Source organism: Mesorhizobium jarvisii (genome assembly GCF_003601985.1).
GTDB classification, from domain to species: Bacteria; Pseudomonadota; Alphaproteobacteria; order Rhizobiales; family Rhizobiaceae; genus Mesorhizobium; species Mesorhizobium jarvisii.
The window spans coordinates 199,204-215,461 of the sequence record NZ_QZXA01000007.1 but is presented as its reverse complement, the minus strand read 5'-3'; the positions used below and the strand labels follow the sequence as shown (position 1 = coordinate 215,461).

Below are 16,258 nucleotides of genomic sequence, written 5' to 3'. Positions count from 1 at the left end.
AATGACCAAGATCGCTCTCACCGCCGCTGCCATCCTCGTCGCCACGGGCGCCGCTTTTGCCGGCAGCGACAATTATGGATCCAACAATGCCAACCAGCCGGCTGTCAGCCAGTCGTCCTCTAACATCGACACCACGCATACCGGTTCGATCGTGAAGTCTTTGAAGGCACAGGGCGACGCCAATGCCGACGTCCCGGCTCAGTCGGGTCAGGGCATCTGGGGCCGTTAATTCCTTCAATCCCCGGAAGACGACAAAGAGCGGTGGGCCTGGCCCGCCGCTCTTGTTTTTTATGCATGCGATTGTACCGATCTGAAATCGAACCGATCGGTTCAAATAATGTTGACGAACCGTGAGCGGACGGTCAACGCCGACTCGACAAATCGCCACAATGTGCACGGGCGCCTTCCGATAACCATATGATATTTATTAATAAATTTTCTTACACCTGACCCTTGGCCAAAATTCAAGGTCCGGATCTCGCGCGTGATGGAACATCTTCGTGATTGGAAGTCGGCGAACGAAAAACCCACTTCCAGCCTGTCCGAGCGACGCGAAATTCCTCCCAAGGGCACGCCACTAGACGGACAGAACTAGGAATACTGGAGTAAAGAAAATGACCAAGATTGCACTTACCGCTGCTGCCATCCTCGTTGCCACGGGCAGCGCCTTTGCCAGTAGCGACCATTATGGCTCGGACAACGTCAACCAGCCGGCCATCACAGCGCCTGCGGGCAACATCGACCACAGCCACACGGCCTCGATCCGCAAGCCGGTCGAGCATCACGGCTTCAAGCTGACGCCTGATTCTGTCCAGCCGGAATCCGGCCAGGGGATCTGGGGCAACTAAGCCAACGCTCAAGCAGGCCTCGATGACAAAGAGCGGTGGGTTCGGCCCGCCGCTCTTGTTTTTTTGCGCAGCAGGGCAGGCACGGGCTGGCATCGGTTTGAGCAGCAGAGGGAAAGCTCCGCGTCCGGGAATAAAACCGGATGGCCTCGGGTCTTATTCCCAGCGGAACCGTCCTCCCAAGACGCCGCCTAACGGAGAAACCAGGAGATTGAAATGAACAAGATTGCTCTCGCTGCCGCCGCTATTCTCATTGCGACCGGCGGCGCCCTTGCCGGCAGTGACCACTACGGCTCCGACAATGCCAACCAGCCGGTTGCCTCGATTGCCGGCGTGGATCACGCCGCCACCAGCGCGGTCAAGAACACTGATATGGCCGGGCACAAGGCGGGCGATACCAGGATGAAGACCACCACCGACTGGCCGGAACCCGGCCAGGGTATCTGGGGCAACTGAGGTTTCGGGCGCGGCGGGCTTGCCCGCCGCATGCCCGGCAGGACTTCTAGCTCAGATCCTTGGGGCGCAGGCAATGCGTCAGTCGGGCGACCGACAAGCCAGACCAGTCGCCGTCGAAGACAAAGCGCGCGATGGCTGCCGTGGGGAACTTTTCCTCGAGCCTCTTGTGGGCCTTGGCCTCCGAGCCTGATCCGGCAAGCTGTTTCGCCAGATCCTCCAAGCCCGGATTGTGGCCGACCACCGCCAGGCAGCCGCTTGATGGGTCGACTTTACGAATCTGGCTTAGAATATCCGCCGCTGAAGTCTCGTAGAGCGCTTCGGCGAACACGACCTTGGGATACGCCGGCAGTTCCGCGGCGATCAGCCGCCATGTATCACGGGTGCGCAGAGCCGACGACACCAGCACCAGATCCGGCAGCCAGTCGCGCGCCGCAAGCTCCCGCCCTATCAATTTGGCCGCCTTCAACCCGCGTTCGGCCAGCGGCCGGTCGACATCATCGAGAGCAGGGTCGTCCCAGCTCGATTTGGCGTGGCGCAGAAGGAGTAGCTGTTTCATCATTTTGAGCCCGACCAGGGAATATCGGCATGAAAGTCTCTGCCATATCCGCCGCCGTGCTTGGTGCCGGCTTCAGTGTCGAAAGCTGCGGCAAGGGCACCGAAGATAAACAACCCGACGCGCCGCTCATCCTTATCCCACCGGACGACGATATCCGATCCGCTGATGGCCCAAGAGCCCGATCGTATGTGAATTGTATCAACGACGGAGCCTGACTCGTCTCCTTGGGCTCGATAGAGGTAAAAATATGCGGTGGCGTTTTGCGGGTCTCCCGCCTCGTCATATTCGAAAACGCCGGCCAGGTCGCCTCTCGTCCGGATCGCACTGTCGAAAACGCCCATTGGCCTCGGCCCTCAGGGCGTAATCCGCGCCAGATGCTCCAGATCGGCTTCCTCGCGCAGCGGATCGGGCGCCATCACCACCGAGGTGCCGTTGTCGGCATCGTCGGCAAAGTGGGCGAGCACCGTGCGCCCGGCCTCCATGCGCGCCTTGCCTTCGGCGACCAGGCCCAGCGCCAGCGGATAAAGCCGGTGCTCGGCCTTCAGCACACGGGCAGCCAGCGTATCGGCATTGTCGCCGACCATCACCGGCACGGCGGCCTGGGCGATGATCGGCCCGTCGTCCATCTCCGACGTGACGAAATGTACGGTGCAGCCATGGATGCGCAGACCCGCGGCCAGCGCGCGCGCATGGGTGTCGAGGCCCTTGAATGCCGGCAGCAGGGCAGGGTGGATGTTGATCATCCGGCCTTGCCATTTCTGGACGAAGCCGGAGGAGAGGATGCGCATGTAGCCGGCCAGCGCCACGATCTCGGCATTGAAGGCCGTGAGTGCGGCGTCGATCGCCGCGTCATGCGCCTGCTTGCTGCCATGGTTGGCGCGGGCAATGACCTGCGTGGCGATGCCGCGCGCCTTGGCGATGCCGAGGCCGGCGGCGTCGGCCTTGTCGGAAATCACGCCGACGATCTCGGCCGGGAAGGCCGGGTCGCTGGCCGCCGCGATCAGCGCGGTCATGTTGGAGCCGCGTCCCGATATCAGGACGACAGTGCGTTTTCTCTGCGTGCTCATAGGCCGATCGAGCCCCGATAGATGACGCCGGCATCGCGGCGCGGCACGATGCGGCCGATCGGCGTCACCGTCTCGCCGGCTTCCTGCAGCACGGCGGCGACCTGCGCCGCCTGGCCCGAGGCGACCGCCAGGATCATGCCGACGCCGCAATTGAAGGTGCGCATCATTTCTTCCGGCGCCACGCCGCCGCTCTTGGCCAGCCAAGAGAACACCGCCGGCACGTCTATGGCTTCCAGGTCGAGCTCGGCCGAGAAATCCTTGGGCAGCACGCGCGGAATGTTCTCCGGGAAACCGCCGCCGGTGATGTGCGCCAGCGCCTTGATGCCATGCGTGTTGCGGATCGCCTTGAGGATCGACTTGACGTAGATGCGGGTCGGTTCGAGCAGCGCCTCGGCCAGCGTCGCCTCGTCGTTGAACGGCGCCGGATCGCTCCACGCCAGGCCGCTGGCGGCGACGATGCGGCGCACCAGCGAAAAACCGTTCGAATGCAGGCCCGAGGACGCGAGACCCAAAAGCACGTCGCCTTCGACGATGTCGTCGGTGGGGAGAAGCTGGCCGCGTTCGGCCGCTCCCACGGCAAAGCCGGCGAGATCATAGTCGTTGCCGTGATACATGCCGGGCATTTCCGCCGTCTCGCCGCCGATCAGCGCGCAGCCGGCCTGCCGGCAGCCTTCGGCGATGCCGCCGACGATCGCCGCACCCTGGTCGGGGTCGAGCTTGCCGGTGGCGAAATAGTCGAGGAAGAATAGCGGTTCCGCACCCTGCACGACGATGTCGTTGACGCACATGGCGACGAGGTCGATGCCGATCGTGTCGTGCTTGCCGGCATCGATGGCGATCTTGAGCTTGGTGCCGACGCCGTCATTGGCGGCGACCAGCACCGGATCGGTGAAGCCGGCCGCCTTGAGGTCGAACAACCCGCCGAAACCGCCGATCTCGCCATCCGCACCGGGCCGGCGCGTGGCACGCACCAGCGGCTTGATCTTCTCGACCATGAGATTGCCGGCATCGATATCGACGCCGGCCTCGGCATAAGTGAGCCCGTTCCTGCGCTTGCTCGTCTTGGCCTGGCCCGTTTTGGGCTGGCCCGTTTTGCGCTGGCTTGTGTCGCGCTTGCTCATCGCAATTTTCCTGCTCGTTTGCGGGCTCTTCGCATGAACGGTTTCGGTCCGCAAGGATAACGGCGGAGCCGAGCGCCATTTGACCTGACAAAAGCGTGGATAGAATGGCATCGGGTTTGGCGCTCGCACCTGGAACGAACTGTCCCTTGTGGCGGCTCTCCATCTCCTTCATCTATCTCCAAACAGCGCATGGCGGGACAATGAGTTGACCATCCCCAATCTGATCACCATCCTGCGCCTTCTCCTGGTGCCTGCCGTGGTGCTGGCCATGCTGCAGGCCCGCTGGGACTGGGCCTTTGCCGGCTTCGTCATCGCCGGCGTCTCGGATGGCGTCGACGGCTTCATTGCCCGCCGTTTCAACCAGCAGTCCGAACTCGGCGCCTATCTGGATCCGGTGGCCGACAAGCTGCTTCTGGTTTCGGTGTTCGTCGTCATGGGCTTCATCGGGCAGTTGCCGCTGTGGCTGGTCGTCACCATGGTGTCGCGCGATGCGCTGATCGTCTGCGCGGTCCTGTTGTCCACGGTGATGGCGCATCCGGTCGAGATAAAGCCGTTCCTGGTGTCGAAGGCCAATACAGCCATCCAGATCGTGCTGGCGGCGGTCGTGCTGGGCGAACTCGCCTTTGCCATGCACCTCGACCCGCTGCGGCCAGCCCTCATATTGCTGTCCGGGGTCTTGACCGTGGCTTCGGCCGCGGCCTATCTCGTGGCTTGGCTGAGGCATATGAGCGGCTATGGCGAAGGCTCCAATCCGGACATCTGAGGAAGAAGCGGCGGTGATCGAGGCCGCGGCTGCCGATCTTGCCGCGGCCTCCGCGTTCCGCCGGCAAATCTCCTTCTGGGTGGCCGGCGTCGCCGCCCTTGCGCTGTTCCTCTATATGTTCAGCAACATTCTGCTGCCCTTCGTCGCCGGCATGGTGCTTGCCTATTTCCTCGATCCGGTCGCCGACCGGCTGCAGCGGCTTGGCCTGTCCCGTTTCATGGCGACGGTGGTCATCCTCATCACCTTCCTCATCGTGCTGGTGCTGGCCTTTGTCATCCTCATCCCGGTCCTGGCGACGCAGATGGCCGATTTCGCCGGCAAACTGCCGGAATACCTGACCCGGCTGCAGAGCCTGATCACCTCCTTTGATCCGAAATGGCTCGAGCAGAAATTCGGCGTCAACGCCAATGGCTTGCGCGATGGGCTGAATTCGCTGCTGACGTCGGGTTTCGGTCTGCTCACCACGGTCTTCACCTCGATCTGGAGTTCGGGCGTGGCGCTGGTCTCGGTGGTCAGCCTGTTCGTGGTGACGCCTGTGGTTGCCTTCTACATGCTGCTCGACTGGGACCGCATGGTGGCGGTCATCGACAGCTGGGTGCCGCGCGACAATGTCGCGACCGTGCGCGCCATTGCGCGCGACATCAACACCGCGACCGCCGGCTTCGTACGCGGCCAGGGCACGCTCTGCCTGGTGCTAGGCGCCATGTATGCCACCGGCCTGACGCTGACCGGGCTGAATTTCGCCATCCTCATCGGCCTGTTCGCCGGGCTCATCTCCTTCATCCCCTATGTCGGCTCGCTGACCGGGCTGGTGCTGGCCGTCGGCGTCGCGTTCGTCCAGTTCTGGCCGGACTGGACTATGATCGTCGCCGTCGCCGTGGTCTTCTTCATCGGCCAGTTCATCGAAGGCAACATCCTGCAGCCCAGGCTGGTCGGCAAAAGCGTCGGCCTGCATCCGGTGTGGCTGATGTTCGCCCTGTTTGCCTTCGGCGCGCTGTTCGGTTTTGTCGGTCTGCTGATTGCCGTGCCGGCTTCCGCTGCCGTCGCCGTTCTGGTGCGCTTCGCTATCGCCCGCTATCTCGAATCGCCGCTTTACAAGGGCCACGCGACAGAGGCCGCGCCGCCGCTGCCGGCCGATCGTGGCGGCGGCCACCGCACCCAACCACGTCGCTCGAAGTGACCGCCCAGCGAACCGATCCGCCGCGCCAGCTGCCGCTCGATCTCGGCCACGGCACTGGCTATTCGCGCGACGAACTCGTCGTCTCCGGCACCAACAACCAGGCGGCGGCACTGGTCGATCGCTGGCCGGACTGGCCCTCGCCGGTGGTGGTGCTGGCAGGCCCCGCCGGCTCCGGCAAGACGCATCTGGCCGCCATCTGGCGTGTGCGCGCCAATGCGGTCGCCGTCGACGCCCGGCGCATCGGCGACAGCATCACCAGTCTCGGCGCCCGGCCGGCGCTGATCGACGATGTCGATGCCGGCGCGGTCGACGAACAAGGCCTGTTCCATCTGATCAATGCGGTGCGCGGCGCCGGCTCGACGCTGCTGTTGACCGCGCGGCGTTTTCCCTCGGCCTGGGGTGTGTCGCTGCCCGATCTGGCCTCGCGGCTGAAGGCGGCGGCGACGGTCGAGATCCACGAGCCCGACGACCTGCTGCTGGCCGGTGTCATCACCAAACTGTTCGCCGACCGCCAGGTCGAGGTCGAACCGCATGTCGTGCAATATCTGGTGCGGCGCATCGAGCGCTCGCTGGCGACAGCCATGCGCGTAGTGGAGCGGCTGGACCGCACCGCGCTCGAGCGCAAGATGCCGATCACCCGCGCGCTCGCCGCTGAAACGATCAACGCCATGGACGAGGGGCAGCGCGAGTTCGAGATTTAGCCGATCGCGATGCCTCGACCACCAGCAGACGCTGGGCATGTCCCATTTCGGGACAGAGCAGCTGGCATCTATCTTGCTGCACAAAGTTTGCCGGCTGACCCCGGTCCTGATTGCGTTCCAAATCAGGTTGTAGGCTCGCCGGGAATGAGTTTGGGGTTCTCGCCCGGCGAGCTTGCCTTCCAGCCGCTCCTGTATACCGGGCTCGATCTATCCACGACCGACATAGGAGGCGCGCTCCAGACTTGAAGTCGGGTGGAGTGGCGGCGGTCATCCGGCAGAACTGGACCGGCACGCGTATCGTCGCGTAGGCGGGGCCTGGAGCGTGTATCCGACCAAAGGCACGACAAATCTGCCGGCTCTCGTGGCGGGCGACGGCGCCTTGGCGCGGCGGATACGAAGAAGATGGTCGGAGTGGAGAGATTCGAACTCCCGACCCTCTGGTCCCAAACCAGATGCGCTACCAGCCTGCGCTACACTCCGAACGGTCTGTTGCCTATTCATTTCGGTGTTACATGGCAAGTGCAAAAACCTTGCCGCCATGCGCATTGCGCAGTAATGACGGGCGAAGGGGCAGCGATGCTGCCTTGCACAACCATGAGGTGGCCATGTCCGCGCGCATTTTCAGCCCAGCCAAAACCGCGATGCAGTCCGGCAAGGCCAAGACCGGCCACTGGGTGCTGGAGTTCGACCCCGAGATGCGCAAGAAGATCGATCCCCTGATGGGCTATACGACGTCGGGAGACATGAGAAGCCAGATCAGGCTGACCTTCGACACCCGCGAAGAGGCCGTGGCCTACGCCGAAAAGGAAGGTCTTGCCTTCCGTGTCGAGGAGCCGAAAGAGACCAAGCGCCGCCAGATTTCCTATGCGGAGAATTTCCGCTATGACCGCAGGACGCCCTGGACGCATTGAACGGCGCCAGCGCCAGATATCCAGCCGGCCCCTTCGGCCGGCCAGCGGTCCCGTAGCTCAGCTGGATAGAGCACCGGCCTTCTAAGCCGATGGTCACAGGTTCGAATCCTGTCGGGATCGCCAATAAATCGATGATTTTGCGAGGTTATTTCCTTCCTGTCAAAGGTATGTCGGTTCGCTTTCTGCCGCGCCGGCACGGTGCAGGCTCGCCGTAAGAAATGACCGGCGGGAACCCGACGCTTGCCAGCGCGTTTCGTCGCATGCTCAAGAAGATCGCCTTCGCCGCCGTGCTGTTCCAGGTTGCCGTTTTCTCGGCTCTGATAACGCAGACTGTTCTTTTCGCATCGACGGCGACCCAAGCCGCCGACGTACAGCGCAGCGAACCCGTTGCCGTCACCGACAAGGAATGCGCCGCCGCGAGGTGGCCGAACATTCCGGGTCGTTGTCTGGAGCGGGTTGAGGCGCGCAGCTCCACCGTGACCATGGTGCTGACGACCGGACAATAGAGCAAAGCTGCGTGGGGCGACCCGGAATTATTTCGTGATCCGCCGAGGCTGGAACCTTAGCCCATATCAGGCGTTCGGGGCCTTGTATTCGCGGGGCCTCATAAAACGCAATGTGTGGGCCGGCGAACGGGCGGGGCAAAACAAGCGCGGGTTGGGGGAGGAGAAAACAAGGCCATGTCGAAACGTGAAATTGGAACGTCCCCTGCCTTGGGACGGCGTATCGCTCAACTCAGAGCCAGAATGCAGGATGCCGAAATTTCCGAGCATGAGATGAAGACCTTCCATAAGGTCGCTGCCATCATGGGGCCGGGCGACGGGTCGCTACAGCTGGATGCCGACGACCTGATCGCGGCATCCTTCGTTGTCGAAGCAAGTGGACCGGCGCCGAATCGTTGACGTTATAAATTCCCCGCATCGCGCGAAATTTAGTTAGCGGGCTTGCGTTCACCGCCGGAGCACGGCTGTTCATTGGGCGAGCATGCTCCGGCTCCCTGATCTCGAATTGAAGGGAAAGTCTTATCAATTTGTTTGCGTTGGTGCGTCATAGTAGCGACGGCTAACGGAGTAGAATGGGATGAAGCTCGACCTGTCGCCGACCAGCTGGGGCAGGGTGATCGCTGTCACCGCCGCCGGCACGGCATTCTTCATCGCCGTGGCGTTTTTCGTCGATTCTTTCAATTTCCCCTATCTCTCGCCCGAGGCCGTCTGGCGCGCCCAAATGACGGACCTTATGCTGCCCCTGGTACTGGGCGGGTCGTTTCTGTTTTTTCTCATGTGGAAGATCCGCCAGCTGGCGATAGCTCAGCGCGACCTCAGCGTCATCGCCGCCACCGATAGCCTGACGGCGGTGCTGAATCGCGGCGCCTTCTCGATGCTGGTCGAGGCCTATCTCGAGGAGACCCGCAAGCAGGAACAGACCCGTTCCGGCGCGCTGCTGATCATCGACGCCGACCACTTCAAGTCTATCAACGACCGCCTCGGTCATGACTGTGGCGACCAGGCGCTCAAGTTGATCGCGCAGGCGATCAAGGGACAGTTGCGCGGCAGCGATATCGTCGGCCGCATCGGCGGCGAGGAGTTTGGCGTGTTTCTTCCCGGTGTCGACCCCTCGCAATCCTGGCTGGTTGCCGAAGGCATCCGCCGGCGGATTCGTGAAATGGACTTTTCGCCCGGCGGCCGCGCCTGTCCGCTTTCCGTCAGCATCGGCGGCACCAGCTTCAGCGGGCCGACGACTTACGAGGCCATATTTTCCGCCGCTGACAGACGGCTCTATGCCGCCAAGTCGAATGGCCGCGATCAGGTGAGTTTCGACCCGGCGGAAGCCACCCTGGTTTCTCAGTCCAGCGTCGCCACGGTGCATTGACCGCAGCCTTGCTGCGCGTGAAGGCTGGGGTCGCCGCTTCCTTGACGCCGTCTTGCCGGTGTGCTTCCTCCGGCTAAGGTGATGTATTGGGCATCGCCAGAGACATTTCTGCTTTCTTGATCTCCTCGGTCTTCCGGGCCGCCGGCGCAGGTCACGACCTGTTTCGGTGCCGGCAACGAGTGACGGGACGGCCCGGGCCAGGCAAGCGCGGCGATCATGATCCACTTGTTCAACGGCTTTCAGAACCCGTTTGGCGGCAGCGAGCGCGAAACCCTGGACCTATATCGGCTGTTGAGCGCCGACCAGCAGGTGTGTCTTTGGGCAACCTCTTCGCGCGTGTCCGGTGAACTGATGCGGCAATTTCCGATTCGTCGCGTCTCGCCGGCAAGGCGCGAGGTGCCGGACGGCGGCACCTATGTCTTCCTCGGTGCGCATTGGCGTAACAAGGGGTGGCCTTACCTGATCCGACGGCCACGCCGGCTGATCTATGTCTTCAACACCTTTCACCCGAAGATCATCGGGCTGACGATCGGCATGCCGCGCCTGCTGGGCTGGCCCGGCGCCGAATTGGTGCTGATCTCGGAATTCCAGAAGCGCATGCTGCAGGTCGAAGGCGTCGTGCATCCGTCGCCGATCGATATCGAGCGTTTTTCACCACGACCGGCAAGACCGGACGGTCCGTTCACGGTGGGACGGCTAAGCCGCGACACGGCCGACAAGCATCATGCCGACGATGTGGTGCTCTACGAGGCATTGCTGGCCGACGGCGTTGCGTTGCGGATCCAGGGCGGCATGCCGCTCAAGGGCAGGCTCGCGCCGCATCCGCAACTCGAACTCCTGCCGCAGGGCCAGTTTGCCGCCGAACAATTTTTGCCGACGCTCGACGTCTTCTACTATCGCACCGGCTCGCATGTGGAGACATTCGGCCGCGTGGTGTTCGAGGCGATGGCCTGCGGTTTACCCGTGGTATGCCATTCGCATGGCGGCTATGCCGACCATATCAACCATGGTGAAAACGGTTTTCTCTTCGAGACGACGCAGCAGGCGGCGCAAATCCTGGCCGAGCTCAAGGCCGATCCGGCGCTGCGGACTGACGTGGGCCACAAGGCGCGGCAGACCGTCGAGCGACTGTTTTCGCCGCAGGCGTTGCAACAGCGGCTGGATTTCTATCGGCGTTAGCGGTACCGCCCGCGGCGACAGCTAGCCACTCCGTTTGTCATCAATCTCGACATCGCCAAAGTTGGCATGCAAAAGAATCACCGGGCGGACCGCATCGGCGCCACCAGATCGAGCGGGGCTTCTTACCAATGACATTGATGGGCGCGGCGGCACTGCTGATCCTGATCCTGACCTATGCCGGCGTCGCCATCGGCCGCATCCCCGGCCTGCGTCTCGACCGGGCGGGCATCGCGCTGCTTGGCGGCGCCGCGATGATCGCCATTGGCGCGATCAGCATGGAGGACGCCTACCGCGCCATCAATTTCGACACGATCACGCTTCTGCTCGGCATGATGATCGTGGTGGCGCATCTGAAGGTCTCCGGCGCCTTTCGTGGCCTGGGCGCCATCGCCATCGAACACGCGCACGCGCCCTTCATGCTCCTGGTGATGGTGACGCTGCTGACCGGCGTGCTGTCGGCCTTCCTGGTCAACGACGCCATCTGCCTGGTCATGGCGCCGATCGTCGTGCACGTCACTCGCGTCATCAATCGCAACCCGATCCCCTATCTGATCGCCACCGCCACCGCGTCGAACTGCGGCAGCGTCGCCACCATCACCGGCAATCCGCAGAACATGGTTATCGGCGCGCTGTCGGGCATTTCCTATCCCGCTTTTTCGGCGGCGCTGGCGCCGGTCGCCCTGTTCGGCCTCATCGCGGTCATCGTCATCGTGCGCATTGTCTATCGCGCCGAATTCACCCGCACCGCCGAATTGGCGCCGCATATCTCGCGCGGCCGCATGCATCGCGGGCAGGTGCTGAAGGCCGTGATCGTCTGCATCGGGCTGGCCATCGCCTTCTTCGCCGGCGTCCCCGTTGCCAAGGCGGCATTGATCGGCGGCGCCATTCTCCTGCTCACCCGCGCCATCAAGCCCGACCGCATCTACCGTGAGATCGATGGCCCGCTGCTGTTCATGTTCGCCGGTCTGTTCGTGGTGGTCGCCGGCGCCGAAAGGACGTTGCTGACGCCGGATCTCATCGCCTCGGCCAAGAATCTCGGCCTCGACGATGTCTGGCGCCTGTCAGGCTTCACCGCGGTGCTCTCCAACATCATGAGCAATGTTCCGGCGGTGCTGGCGCTGCGACCGTTCATACCTGGGCTGGAAAACCCCGAGCGGGCATGGCTGGTGGTGGCGATGAGTTCAACGCTCGCCGGCAATTTCACGCTGCTCGGCTCGGTCGCCAACCTGATCGTCGCCGAGCAGTCCAAGGCTGCCGGCACCCCCTTGTCCTTCGGTGCCTTCTTCAAGGTCGGCCTGCCGCTGACGCTGGTCACGCTCGTCGCCGGCACGGCATGGCTGGCGCTGGGGTTCTAGCGGGAGTGGCAAAGCGGTGACGAATACGAATCAAGCCGAAAGCGGCGATCTGATCCGACGTGCGGTGGCCGCTTTCAATTCCGGCAATCACGGCCAGGCAATGCGGCTGTGCGAGTTAGGCCTGAAGCAACACCCGAACGATCCGGCGCTTTGCCATCTTCTGGCGGCGGTCCTGTTCGCCAGGGCGGATTTGTCGGGGGCTCGCACGCGCATCGAGACGAGTCTGGCTGCTCATGCGGATAATGTGCCCGCCTTGATTCTCGCATGCAGGATTGCCCGGGCCGACGGCCGGTTCGAAGCAGCGTTGCAACAGCTGGATCGCGCGGCAAAGCTGTCATCACAGGCGGAAATACTGATCGAGCGGGCACGCACCCTCGATCAGGCAGGCAATGCTTTGGCCGCGGGCGAATGGTGGACACTTGTCTTGCAACGGGATCCGAAATCCGAGGAGGCTACGGCGCGCCTCGGACGCCTTGCCTGGCAACGCGGTGCGTCTGTCGAGGCAGAGGGCTTCCTCGAACGCGCCGTCGCCGGCGGCGGGCATCCTTCTGCCTGGTTTGATCTCGGCTTGGTGCGTCAGGACATGCGCAAGTTCGGCGCCGCCGCCCAGGCCTATCGACGCGTGCTGGAAATGAGCCCCGATACCCCGGAGGCTGCCTTCAATCTGGGCGTCGTCTTGCAGGAAACTGGCGATCTCGATGGGGCGATGCTGGCGTATTCAACGGCCTATCGTCTGCGCCCATCCACGTTCGGCGTCATCGCCATGGCGCTTACATCGGCACCGAGTGGTCGGCTGTGGCTTGATGAGGAAGCACTGCGTCGCTCACTCGCCAGTGGAGCGCCCCCGCCGGGCGCGGAACCGCTTACGGTAGACACCAGGCGTTGACAGGACACTAGCGACCGTGCGCGCATAAGACGCCTGCCGTTCTTCGTCGAACACCTCGTATTCCAGCTGCGGCGCCGCCCGCGGAACCGCAAAGCACTGTGCGACCGGGGTTCCTTTCGCGAGCACACCGGAGAACCCAGGTTCCGTCCAGACCGCCGGGAAATTGATACCGCCATCGCTGAACCGGTCGGAATCCACCAAGCCGGTCACCAGCCTGAAAGGAAGATCCTCGCGATTGACTGGATGCGTCGCGAACAGCGACCAGCCGTCCTCGACCTCGATGGTCCAGAAGCTGTTGAATTTGAGGGCGGCTTGGCCGGGCGTAGCAAACGGGCTGCCAGCGAGCTGCCCCGGCGTGTGGAAGCTCAATGGCGCTCTGGGGTGGTTCTGCGTGACCGGTTCTGGAATTTGCCAGTCCCACGAAAAGGTGCCCTTGTCGACGACGACGTCGCACGGCAGCAGGACCATGAAGCCATAGGTCATCGCATCGACAACGGGTGGGCATTGCTTGAGCGTGCGAATGTCGCGGCCGTGGATCGCCGAATAGGCGGTGGCGGGCATGGCGCGCAGCCATTCCGGCAGAGCGCCGCGCGCCGGGATCGGGCGCGGCAAATGCTCGATCAACATTGGATCACATCGAAAGATGATACGCATTACCGCCTCCCTGGCATTGCGATACCATGCTTGCCGGCTGCGTTCCAAGCCACGGTTGGTCAGTCCTTGTTCCGCGATCTCGCCCGAACAAGCGTCGCCGCGGCGTGGCCGGCTGCCGCGATGTAATCGGGATTGCGGTGGACCAGCATGATCGAGAACGAGCCGTCTATCAAAAGCACGATCTCGCGTGCCACGGCCTGCGGCTCCTCGACGCCGTGGTCGGACAATGCGCCGGCCAGCCATGCCTCGAAATTCGACTTGTGGCGCGACCCCACCTTGACCGCCGGATGGCCGGGCATCGAAGCGAGTTCCGCGGCCGTGCGCAGAAAGCCGCATCCCTTCCATTTCGGGTGGCGCGCAACCCGCGCCAGATTGCTGAAGATCGCCTCGACCTTGCGGTCCGCGCCGCCTTCCGCGACATCGAACCAGCCGGCCATCTGCCGCAGATTGGGCTGGTCGCGCCCGTCGAGATAGGCGGCGATCAGGTCGTCCTTGCTCTTGAAGTGGTAGTAGAGCGTCCGCTTGGTGAGGCCTGCCTTTTCGGCGACGGCGTCGACGCTGACGCGACCGATTCCTTCGGCATAGAACAGTTTTGTGGCGGCATCGACGATGCGTTTGCGGGTCGGGATGATGGCTTCAGGCATCAGGCATGTATACCGACTAGTGAATATACACGCAATCGAAAGCGTGATCCCTTTCCGTGGTATCTGGAAAGGAAGAACAATGGCCGATCTTATCCTGAACGAGACCCGCGACGGGGTGAGCGTTCTCACCCTCAACCGCCCGGAAAAGCTCAACGCGCTGAATTATGCCCTGATCGATCGCCTGCTCGCGGTTCTCGACACGATAGAGACCGACAATGCGGTCCGCGCTGTCATCCTGACCGGGGCAGGGGAACGTGCCTTCTCCGCCGGCGGCGATATCAACGAATTCTCATCGAGTGTCGCCGCAGGCACGGATGTGGCGTTGCGCGACTTCGTCCTGCGCGGCCAGCGACTGACGGCAAGGCTCGAAGCCTTCCGCAAACCCATCATCGCCGCTGTCAACGGGATTGCCTTCGGCGGAGGCTGCGAGATCACCGAGGCTGTGCCGCTGGCCATCGCCAGCGACCGCGCCCTGTTCGCCAAGCCGGAGATCAACCTCGCAATGCCGCCGACCTTCGGCGGCACGCAGCGCCTGCCGCGGCTCGCCGGGCGCAAGCGCGCTCTGGAACTGCTTTTGACGGGCGCAACCTTTTCGGCTGAACGAGCGGCCGAACTCGGCCTCGTCAACAAGATTGTGCCGCATGCCGAGCTGATGCCGGCAGCGCACGATCTTGCCCGTCGCATCGTCACGCATTCGCCGGCAGCGCTCGCCGGCATTCTCACTGCGGTGGCCCGCGGCATCAACCTCAGCATCGCCGAAGGGTTGTTGGTCGAGGCCGAGCAATTCGCCCGCATGGCCCCGACCGCCGATCTCAGGGAAGGCCTTGCCGCCTGGATCGAGCGGCGCAGGCCCAGCTACGACGGCTCCTGGACGCATATCACAAGGCCGGACGAGGCAAGGCGCGCCTCGCTGCGGCTCGACCAGGTTGCGGGGCAGGCCAAAGCGTCGAGATGAGGCGTCATGTCGAGGTGCAGCGTCGCTGCCTGACGGCCGTCACTTCGCCCTGACGATGAACCCCAACTGCCCCAGCACTTTCACCGCGCCGCTCTTGCCGCCCTCGAAGTCACCCGATGCCAGCCTCTTGCCGGTGGCGAATTCGTAGGCAGTGCCGAGGATCGCCTTAGGTGGATAGAGGCGGTTGTCTGCCACCAGCTCGTAGGTCGTGGTCGGGGCAAAGCCATGCTCGGCGAAGAAGCGCTCAGGCCCCAGCCGGTCATACTCTTCCATCGCCCGCATGACATGGGCGCGGGTCACGCTGTTCCAGGCAATCATGCCATCCTCCTCAGATCGATTTCACTTCGCCGCCATCCATGCGCAGCGTCGAGCCGGTCATCCAGCGCGCGGCGGGTGACACCAGGAAGGCCATCAGCTCGGCGATCTCTTCCGGCTCGCCGTAGCGGGCAATGCCGGCTTCTCTCGGGAAGTTGGCCGTCGCCTCCTCGACGCTCACCTTGTGCAGCTGCGCCCAGTGTTCGAGATAGGAGCGCCGGCGGCCGGTCATCACCGGACCGGGCAACACACTGTTGACCTGCACGCCGTCGGCGATGCCGCGGTCGGAGAAGGCCTTGGCCAGCGCGACGATGGCCGCATTGATCGTGCCGACGGCGGCATAGGGCGCCTTGGGAAACAGTGCAGAATTGCCCGACATCAGCACCGCGGCGCCCTTGGCGGCTTTCAGCGCCGGCCACGCCGCGACGGTAAGCCGGCGGGCGCCGTGCAGTTTCAGCGCCAGGCCGGCATCCCACTGCTCGTCGCACATGTCGAACAGGTCAATCTGCGGCACGGCACCGGCGATGTTGAGCAGCGCATCGATGCGGCCGAAGGCGGCGAGCGCCTGATCGACCACCGCCTTGGCGGCTTCGGGTCGGGCAAGATCGGCATCGATGACCAGCGTTTTCGCGCCCGCTACCCTCACGGCCTCGGCGGTTTCTTCGAGCTTTGAGCGGCTGCGCGCGACCAACACAAGGCCTGAGAAATCCCGCGCCAGCCGGATGGCGATGGCCTGGCCGATGCCCTGGCTGGCACCGGTGACGATGGCGACGGAATTCGACATGGCAAGTCTCCTCTTTT

At 63.5% G+C, this 16,258-nt stretch carries 22 protein-coding genes and 2 tRNA genes; 15 read left to right on the top strand and 9 right to left on the bottom strand.

What is annotated here, in order from left to right:
- Position 1: 1 nt before the first annotated feature.
- From D3242_RS19270 to D3242_RS19260, 3 genes are all read left to right on the top strand, one after another.
- Positions 2-229 carry a DUF680 domain-containing protein gene (locus tag D3242_RS19270; RefSeq protein ID WP_064984904.1) on the top strand — a complete coding sequence of 76 codons (228 nt, stop codon included), beginning with the start codon at positions 2-4 and terminating at the stop codon, positions 227-229.
- A 385-nt stretch (positions 230-614) separates the two neighbouring features.
- Positions 615-848 (top strand): DUF680 domain-containing protein, encoded by a 234-nt coding sequence (locus D3242_RS19265; RefSeq protein WP_019857365.1) that lies wholly within the window; start codon positions 615-617, stop codon positions 846-848.
- Positions 849-1,061: 213 nt separating this feature from the next.
- A complete protein-coding gene (locus D3242_RS19260; protein ID WP_064984903.1) occupies positions 1,062-1,301 on the top strand; it encodes a DUF680 domain-containing protein in 240 nt (79 codons plus the stop codon).
- A gap of 46 nt (positions 1,302-1,347) precedes the next feature.
- Here the strand turns inward: D3242_RS19260 and D3242_RS19255 are convergent, their stop codons facing one another.
- The 4 genes from D3242_RS19255 to purM are packed head-to-tail and all read right to left on the bottom strand — an operon-like array spanning position 1,348 to position 4,045.
- A complete protein-coding gene (locus tag D3242_RS19255) occupies positions 1,348-1,857 on the bottom strand; it encodes a SixA phosphatase family protein (RefSeq protein WP_019857367.1) in 510 nt (169 codons plus the stop codon).
- Positions 1,857-2,198, bottom strand: coding sequence for a hypothetical protein (locus D3242_RS19250; RefSeq protein ID WP_019857368.1), 342 nt, complete (start codon positions 2,196-2,198; stop codon positions 1,857-1,859). Before D3242_RS19250 ends, D3242_RS19255 begins: the two co-directional genes overlap by 1 nt.
- Before the next feature lie 12 nt (positions 2,199-2,210).
- Positions 2,211-2,924 carry a phosphoribosylglycinamide formyltransferase gene (gene purN, locus D3242_RS19245; RefSeq protein ID WP_064984901.1) on the bottom strand — a complete coding sequence of 238 codons (714 nt, stop codon included), beginning with the start codon at positions 2,922-2,924 and terminating at the stop codon, positions 2,211-2,213.
- Positions 2,921-4,045, bottom strand: coding sequence for a phosphoribosylformylglycinamidine cyclo-ligase (gene purM / locus D3242_RS19240; RefSeq protein WP_064984899.1), 1,125 nt, complete (start codon positions 4,043-4,045; stop codon positions 2,921-2,923). The genes purN and purM overlap by 4 nt, the downstream gene beginning before the upstream one ends.
- A gap of 205 nt (positions 4,046-4,250) precedes the next feature.
- Between purM and D3242_RS19235 the strand changes: the two genes are divergently transcribed.
- From D3242_RS19235 to hdaA, 3 genes are read left to right on the top strand one after another with little or no spacing between them, the layout of a single operon-like run.
- Positions 4,251-4,808 carry a CDP-alcohol phosphatidyltransferase family protein gene (locus D3242_RS19235; RefSeq protein ID WP_019857371.1) on the top strand — a complete coding sequence of 186 codons (558 nt, stop codon included), beginning with the start codon at positions 4,251-4,253 and terminating at the stop codon, positions 4,806-4,808.
- Positions 4,780-5,988: an AI-2E family transporter gene (locus D3242_RS19230; protein WP_064984898.1), complete on the top strand. Its 1,209-nt coding sequence runs from the start codon at positions 4,780-4,782 to the stop codon at positions 5,986-5,988. Before D3242_RS19235 ends, D3242_RS19230 begins: the two co-directional genes overlap by 29 nt.
- On the top strand, positions 5,985-6,689 hold the full coding sequence (hdaA, locus tag D3242_RS19225) for a DnaA regulatory inactivator HdaA (RefSeq protein WP_019857373.1): 705 nt from the start codon (positions 5,985-5,987) through the stop codon (positions 6,687-6,689). The genes D3242_RS19230 and hdaA overlap by 4 nt, the downstream gene beginning before the upstream one ends.
- Positions 6,690-7,092: 403 nt before the next feature.
- Here the strand turns inward: hdaA and D3242_RS19220 are convergent.
- Positions 7,093-7,169, bottom strand: a tRNA-Pro gene (locus D3242_RS19220).
- Between the two features lie 125 nt (positions 7,170-7,294).
- Between D3242_RS19220 and D3242_RS19215 the strand changes: the two genes are divergently transcribed.
- The 8 genes from D3242_RS19215 to D3242_RS19180 all read left to right on the top strand — a co-directional run bounded on the left by D3242_RS19215 (position 7,295) and on the right by D3242_RS19180 (position 12,889).
- Positions 7,295-7,600, top strand: coding sequence for an ETC complex I subunit (locus tag D3242_RS19215; RefSeq protein WP_015318428.1), 306 nt, complete (start codon positions 7,295-7,297; stop codon positions 7,598-7,600).
- Between the two features lie 46 nt (positions 7,601-7,646).
- A tRNA-Arg gene (locus D3242_RS19210) sits at positions 7,647-7,723 on the top strand.
- Between the two features lie 95 nt (positions 7,724-7,818).
- The gene (locus D3242_RS19205) at positions 7,819-8,106 is read left to right on the top strand and encodes a hypothetical protein (RefSeq protein ID WP_064984896.1); all 288 of its coding nucleotides are present in this window, start codon (positions 7,819-7,821) and stop codon (positions 8,104-8,106) included.
- 174 nt (positions 8,107-8,280) lie between these two features.
- Positions 8,281-8,502 carry a hypothetical protein gene (locus tag D3242_RS19200; RefSeq protein ID WP_027046691.1) on the top strand — a complete coding sequence of 74 codons (222 nt, stop codon included), beginning with the start codon at positions 8,281-8,283 and terminating at the stop codon, positions 8,500-8,502.
- A 178-nt stretch (positions 8,503-8,680) separates the two neighbouring features.
- Positions 8,681-9,469, top strand: coding sequence for a GGDEF domain-containing protein (locus D3242_RS19195; RefSeq protein WP_019857376.1), 789 nt, complete (start codon positions 8,681-8,683; stop codon positions 9,467-9,469).
- A 351-nt stretch (positions 9,470-9,820) separates the two neighbouring features.
- Positions 9,821-10,648, top strand: a complete 828-nt coding sequence (locus D3242_RS19190) for a glycosyltransferase (protein WP_223217752.1) — start codon at positions 9,821-9,823, stop codon at positions 10,646-10,648.
- Between the two features lie 128 nt (positions 10,649-10,776).
- Positions 10,777-12,003, top strand: coding sequence for an anion transporter (locus D3242_RS19185; RefSeq protein ID WP_064984893.1), 1,227 nt, complete (start codon positions 10,777-10,779; stop codon positions 12,001-12,003).
- 16 nt (positions 12,004-12,019) lie between these two features.
- Positions 12,020-12,889: a tetratricopeptide repeat protein gene (locus D3242_RS19180; protein WP_064984892.1), complete on the top strand. Its 870-nt coding sequence runs from the start codon at positions 12,020-12,022 to the stop codon at positions 12,887-12,889.
- Here the strand turns inward: D3242_RS19180 and D3242_RS19175 are convergent.
- Complete coding sequence (locus D3242_RS19175; RefSeq protein WP_027046692.1) at positions 12,827-13,543, bottom strand: hypothetical protein; 717 nt, start codon at positions 13,541-13,543, stop codon at positions 12,827-12,829. The two genes, D3242_RS19180 and D3242_RS19175, sit on opposite strands and share 63 nt — an antisense overlap.
- 59 nt (positions 13,544-13,602) lie before the next feature.
- Entirely contained in the window at positions 13,603-14,187 is a 585-nt protein-coding gene (locus D3242_RS19170; protein WP_064984890.1) for a TetR/AcrR family transcriptional regulator, read from the bottom strand.
- A gap of 79 nt (positions 14,188-14,266) precedes the next feature.
- On the opposite strand from D3242_RS19170, the gene D3242_RS19165 reads away from it, so the two are divergent.
- Positions 14,267-15,142, top strand: coding sequence for a crotonase/enoyl-CoA hydratase family protein (locus tag D3242_RS19165; RefSeq protein WP_064984888.1), 876 nt, complete (start codon positions 14,267-14,269; stop codon positions 15,140-15,142).
- Positions 15,143-15,181: 39 nt separating this feature from the next.
- Here D3242_RS19165 and D3242_RS19160 read toward each other — a convergent pair whose 3' ends face one another.
- Positions 15,182-15,460 carry a ScoMcrA-related endonuclease gene (locus D3242_RS19160; RefSeq protein ID WP_038645974.1) on the bottom strand — a complete coding sequence of 93 codons (279 nt, stop codon included), beginning with the start codon at positions 15,458-15,460 and terminating at the stop codon, positions 15,182-15,184.
- A 10-nt stretch (positions 15,461-15,470) separates the two neighbouring features.
- Positions 15,471-16,241, bottom strand: a complete 771-nt coding sequence (locus D3242_RS19155; RefSeq protein WP_064984886.1) for an SDR family oxidoreductase — start codon at positions 16,239-16,241, stop codon at positions 15,471-15,473.
- Between the last annotated feature and the right edge of the window lie 17 nt (positions 16,242-16,258).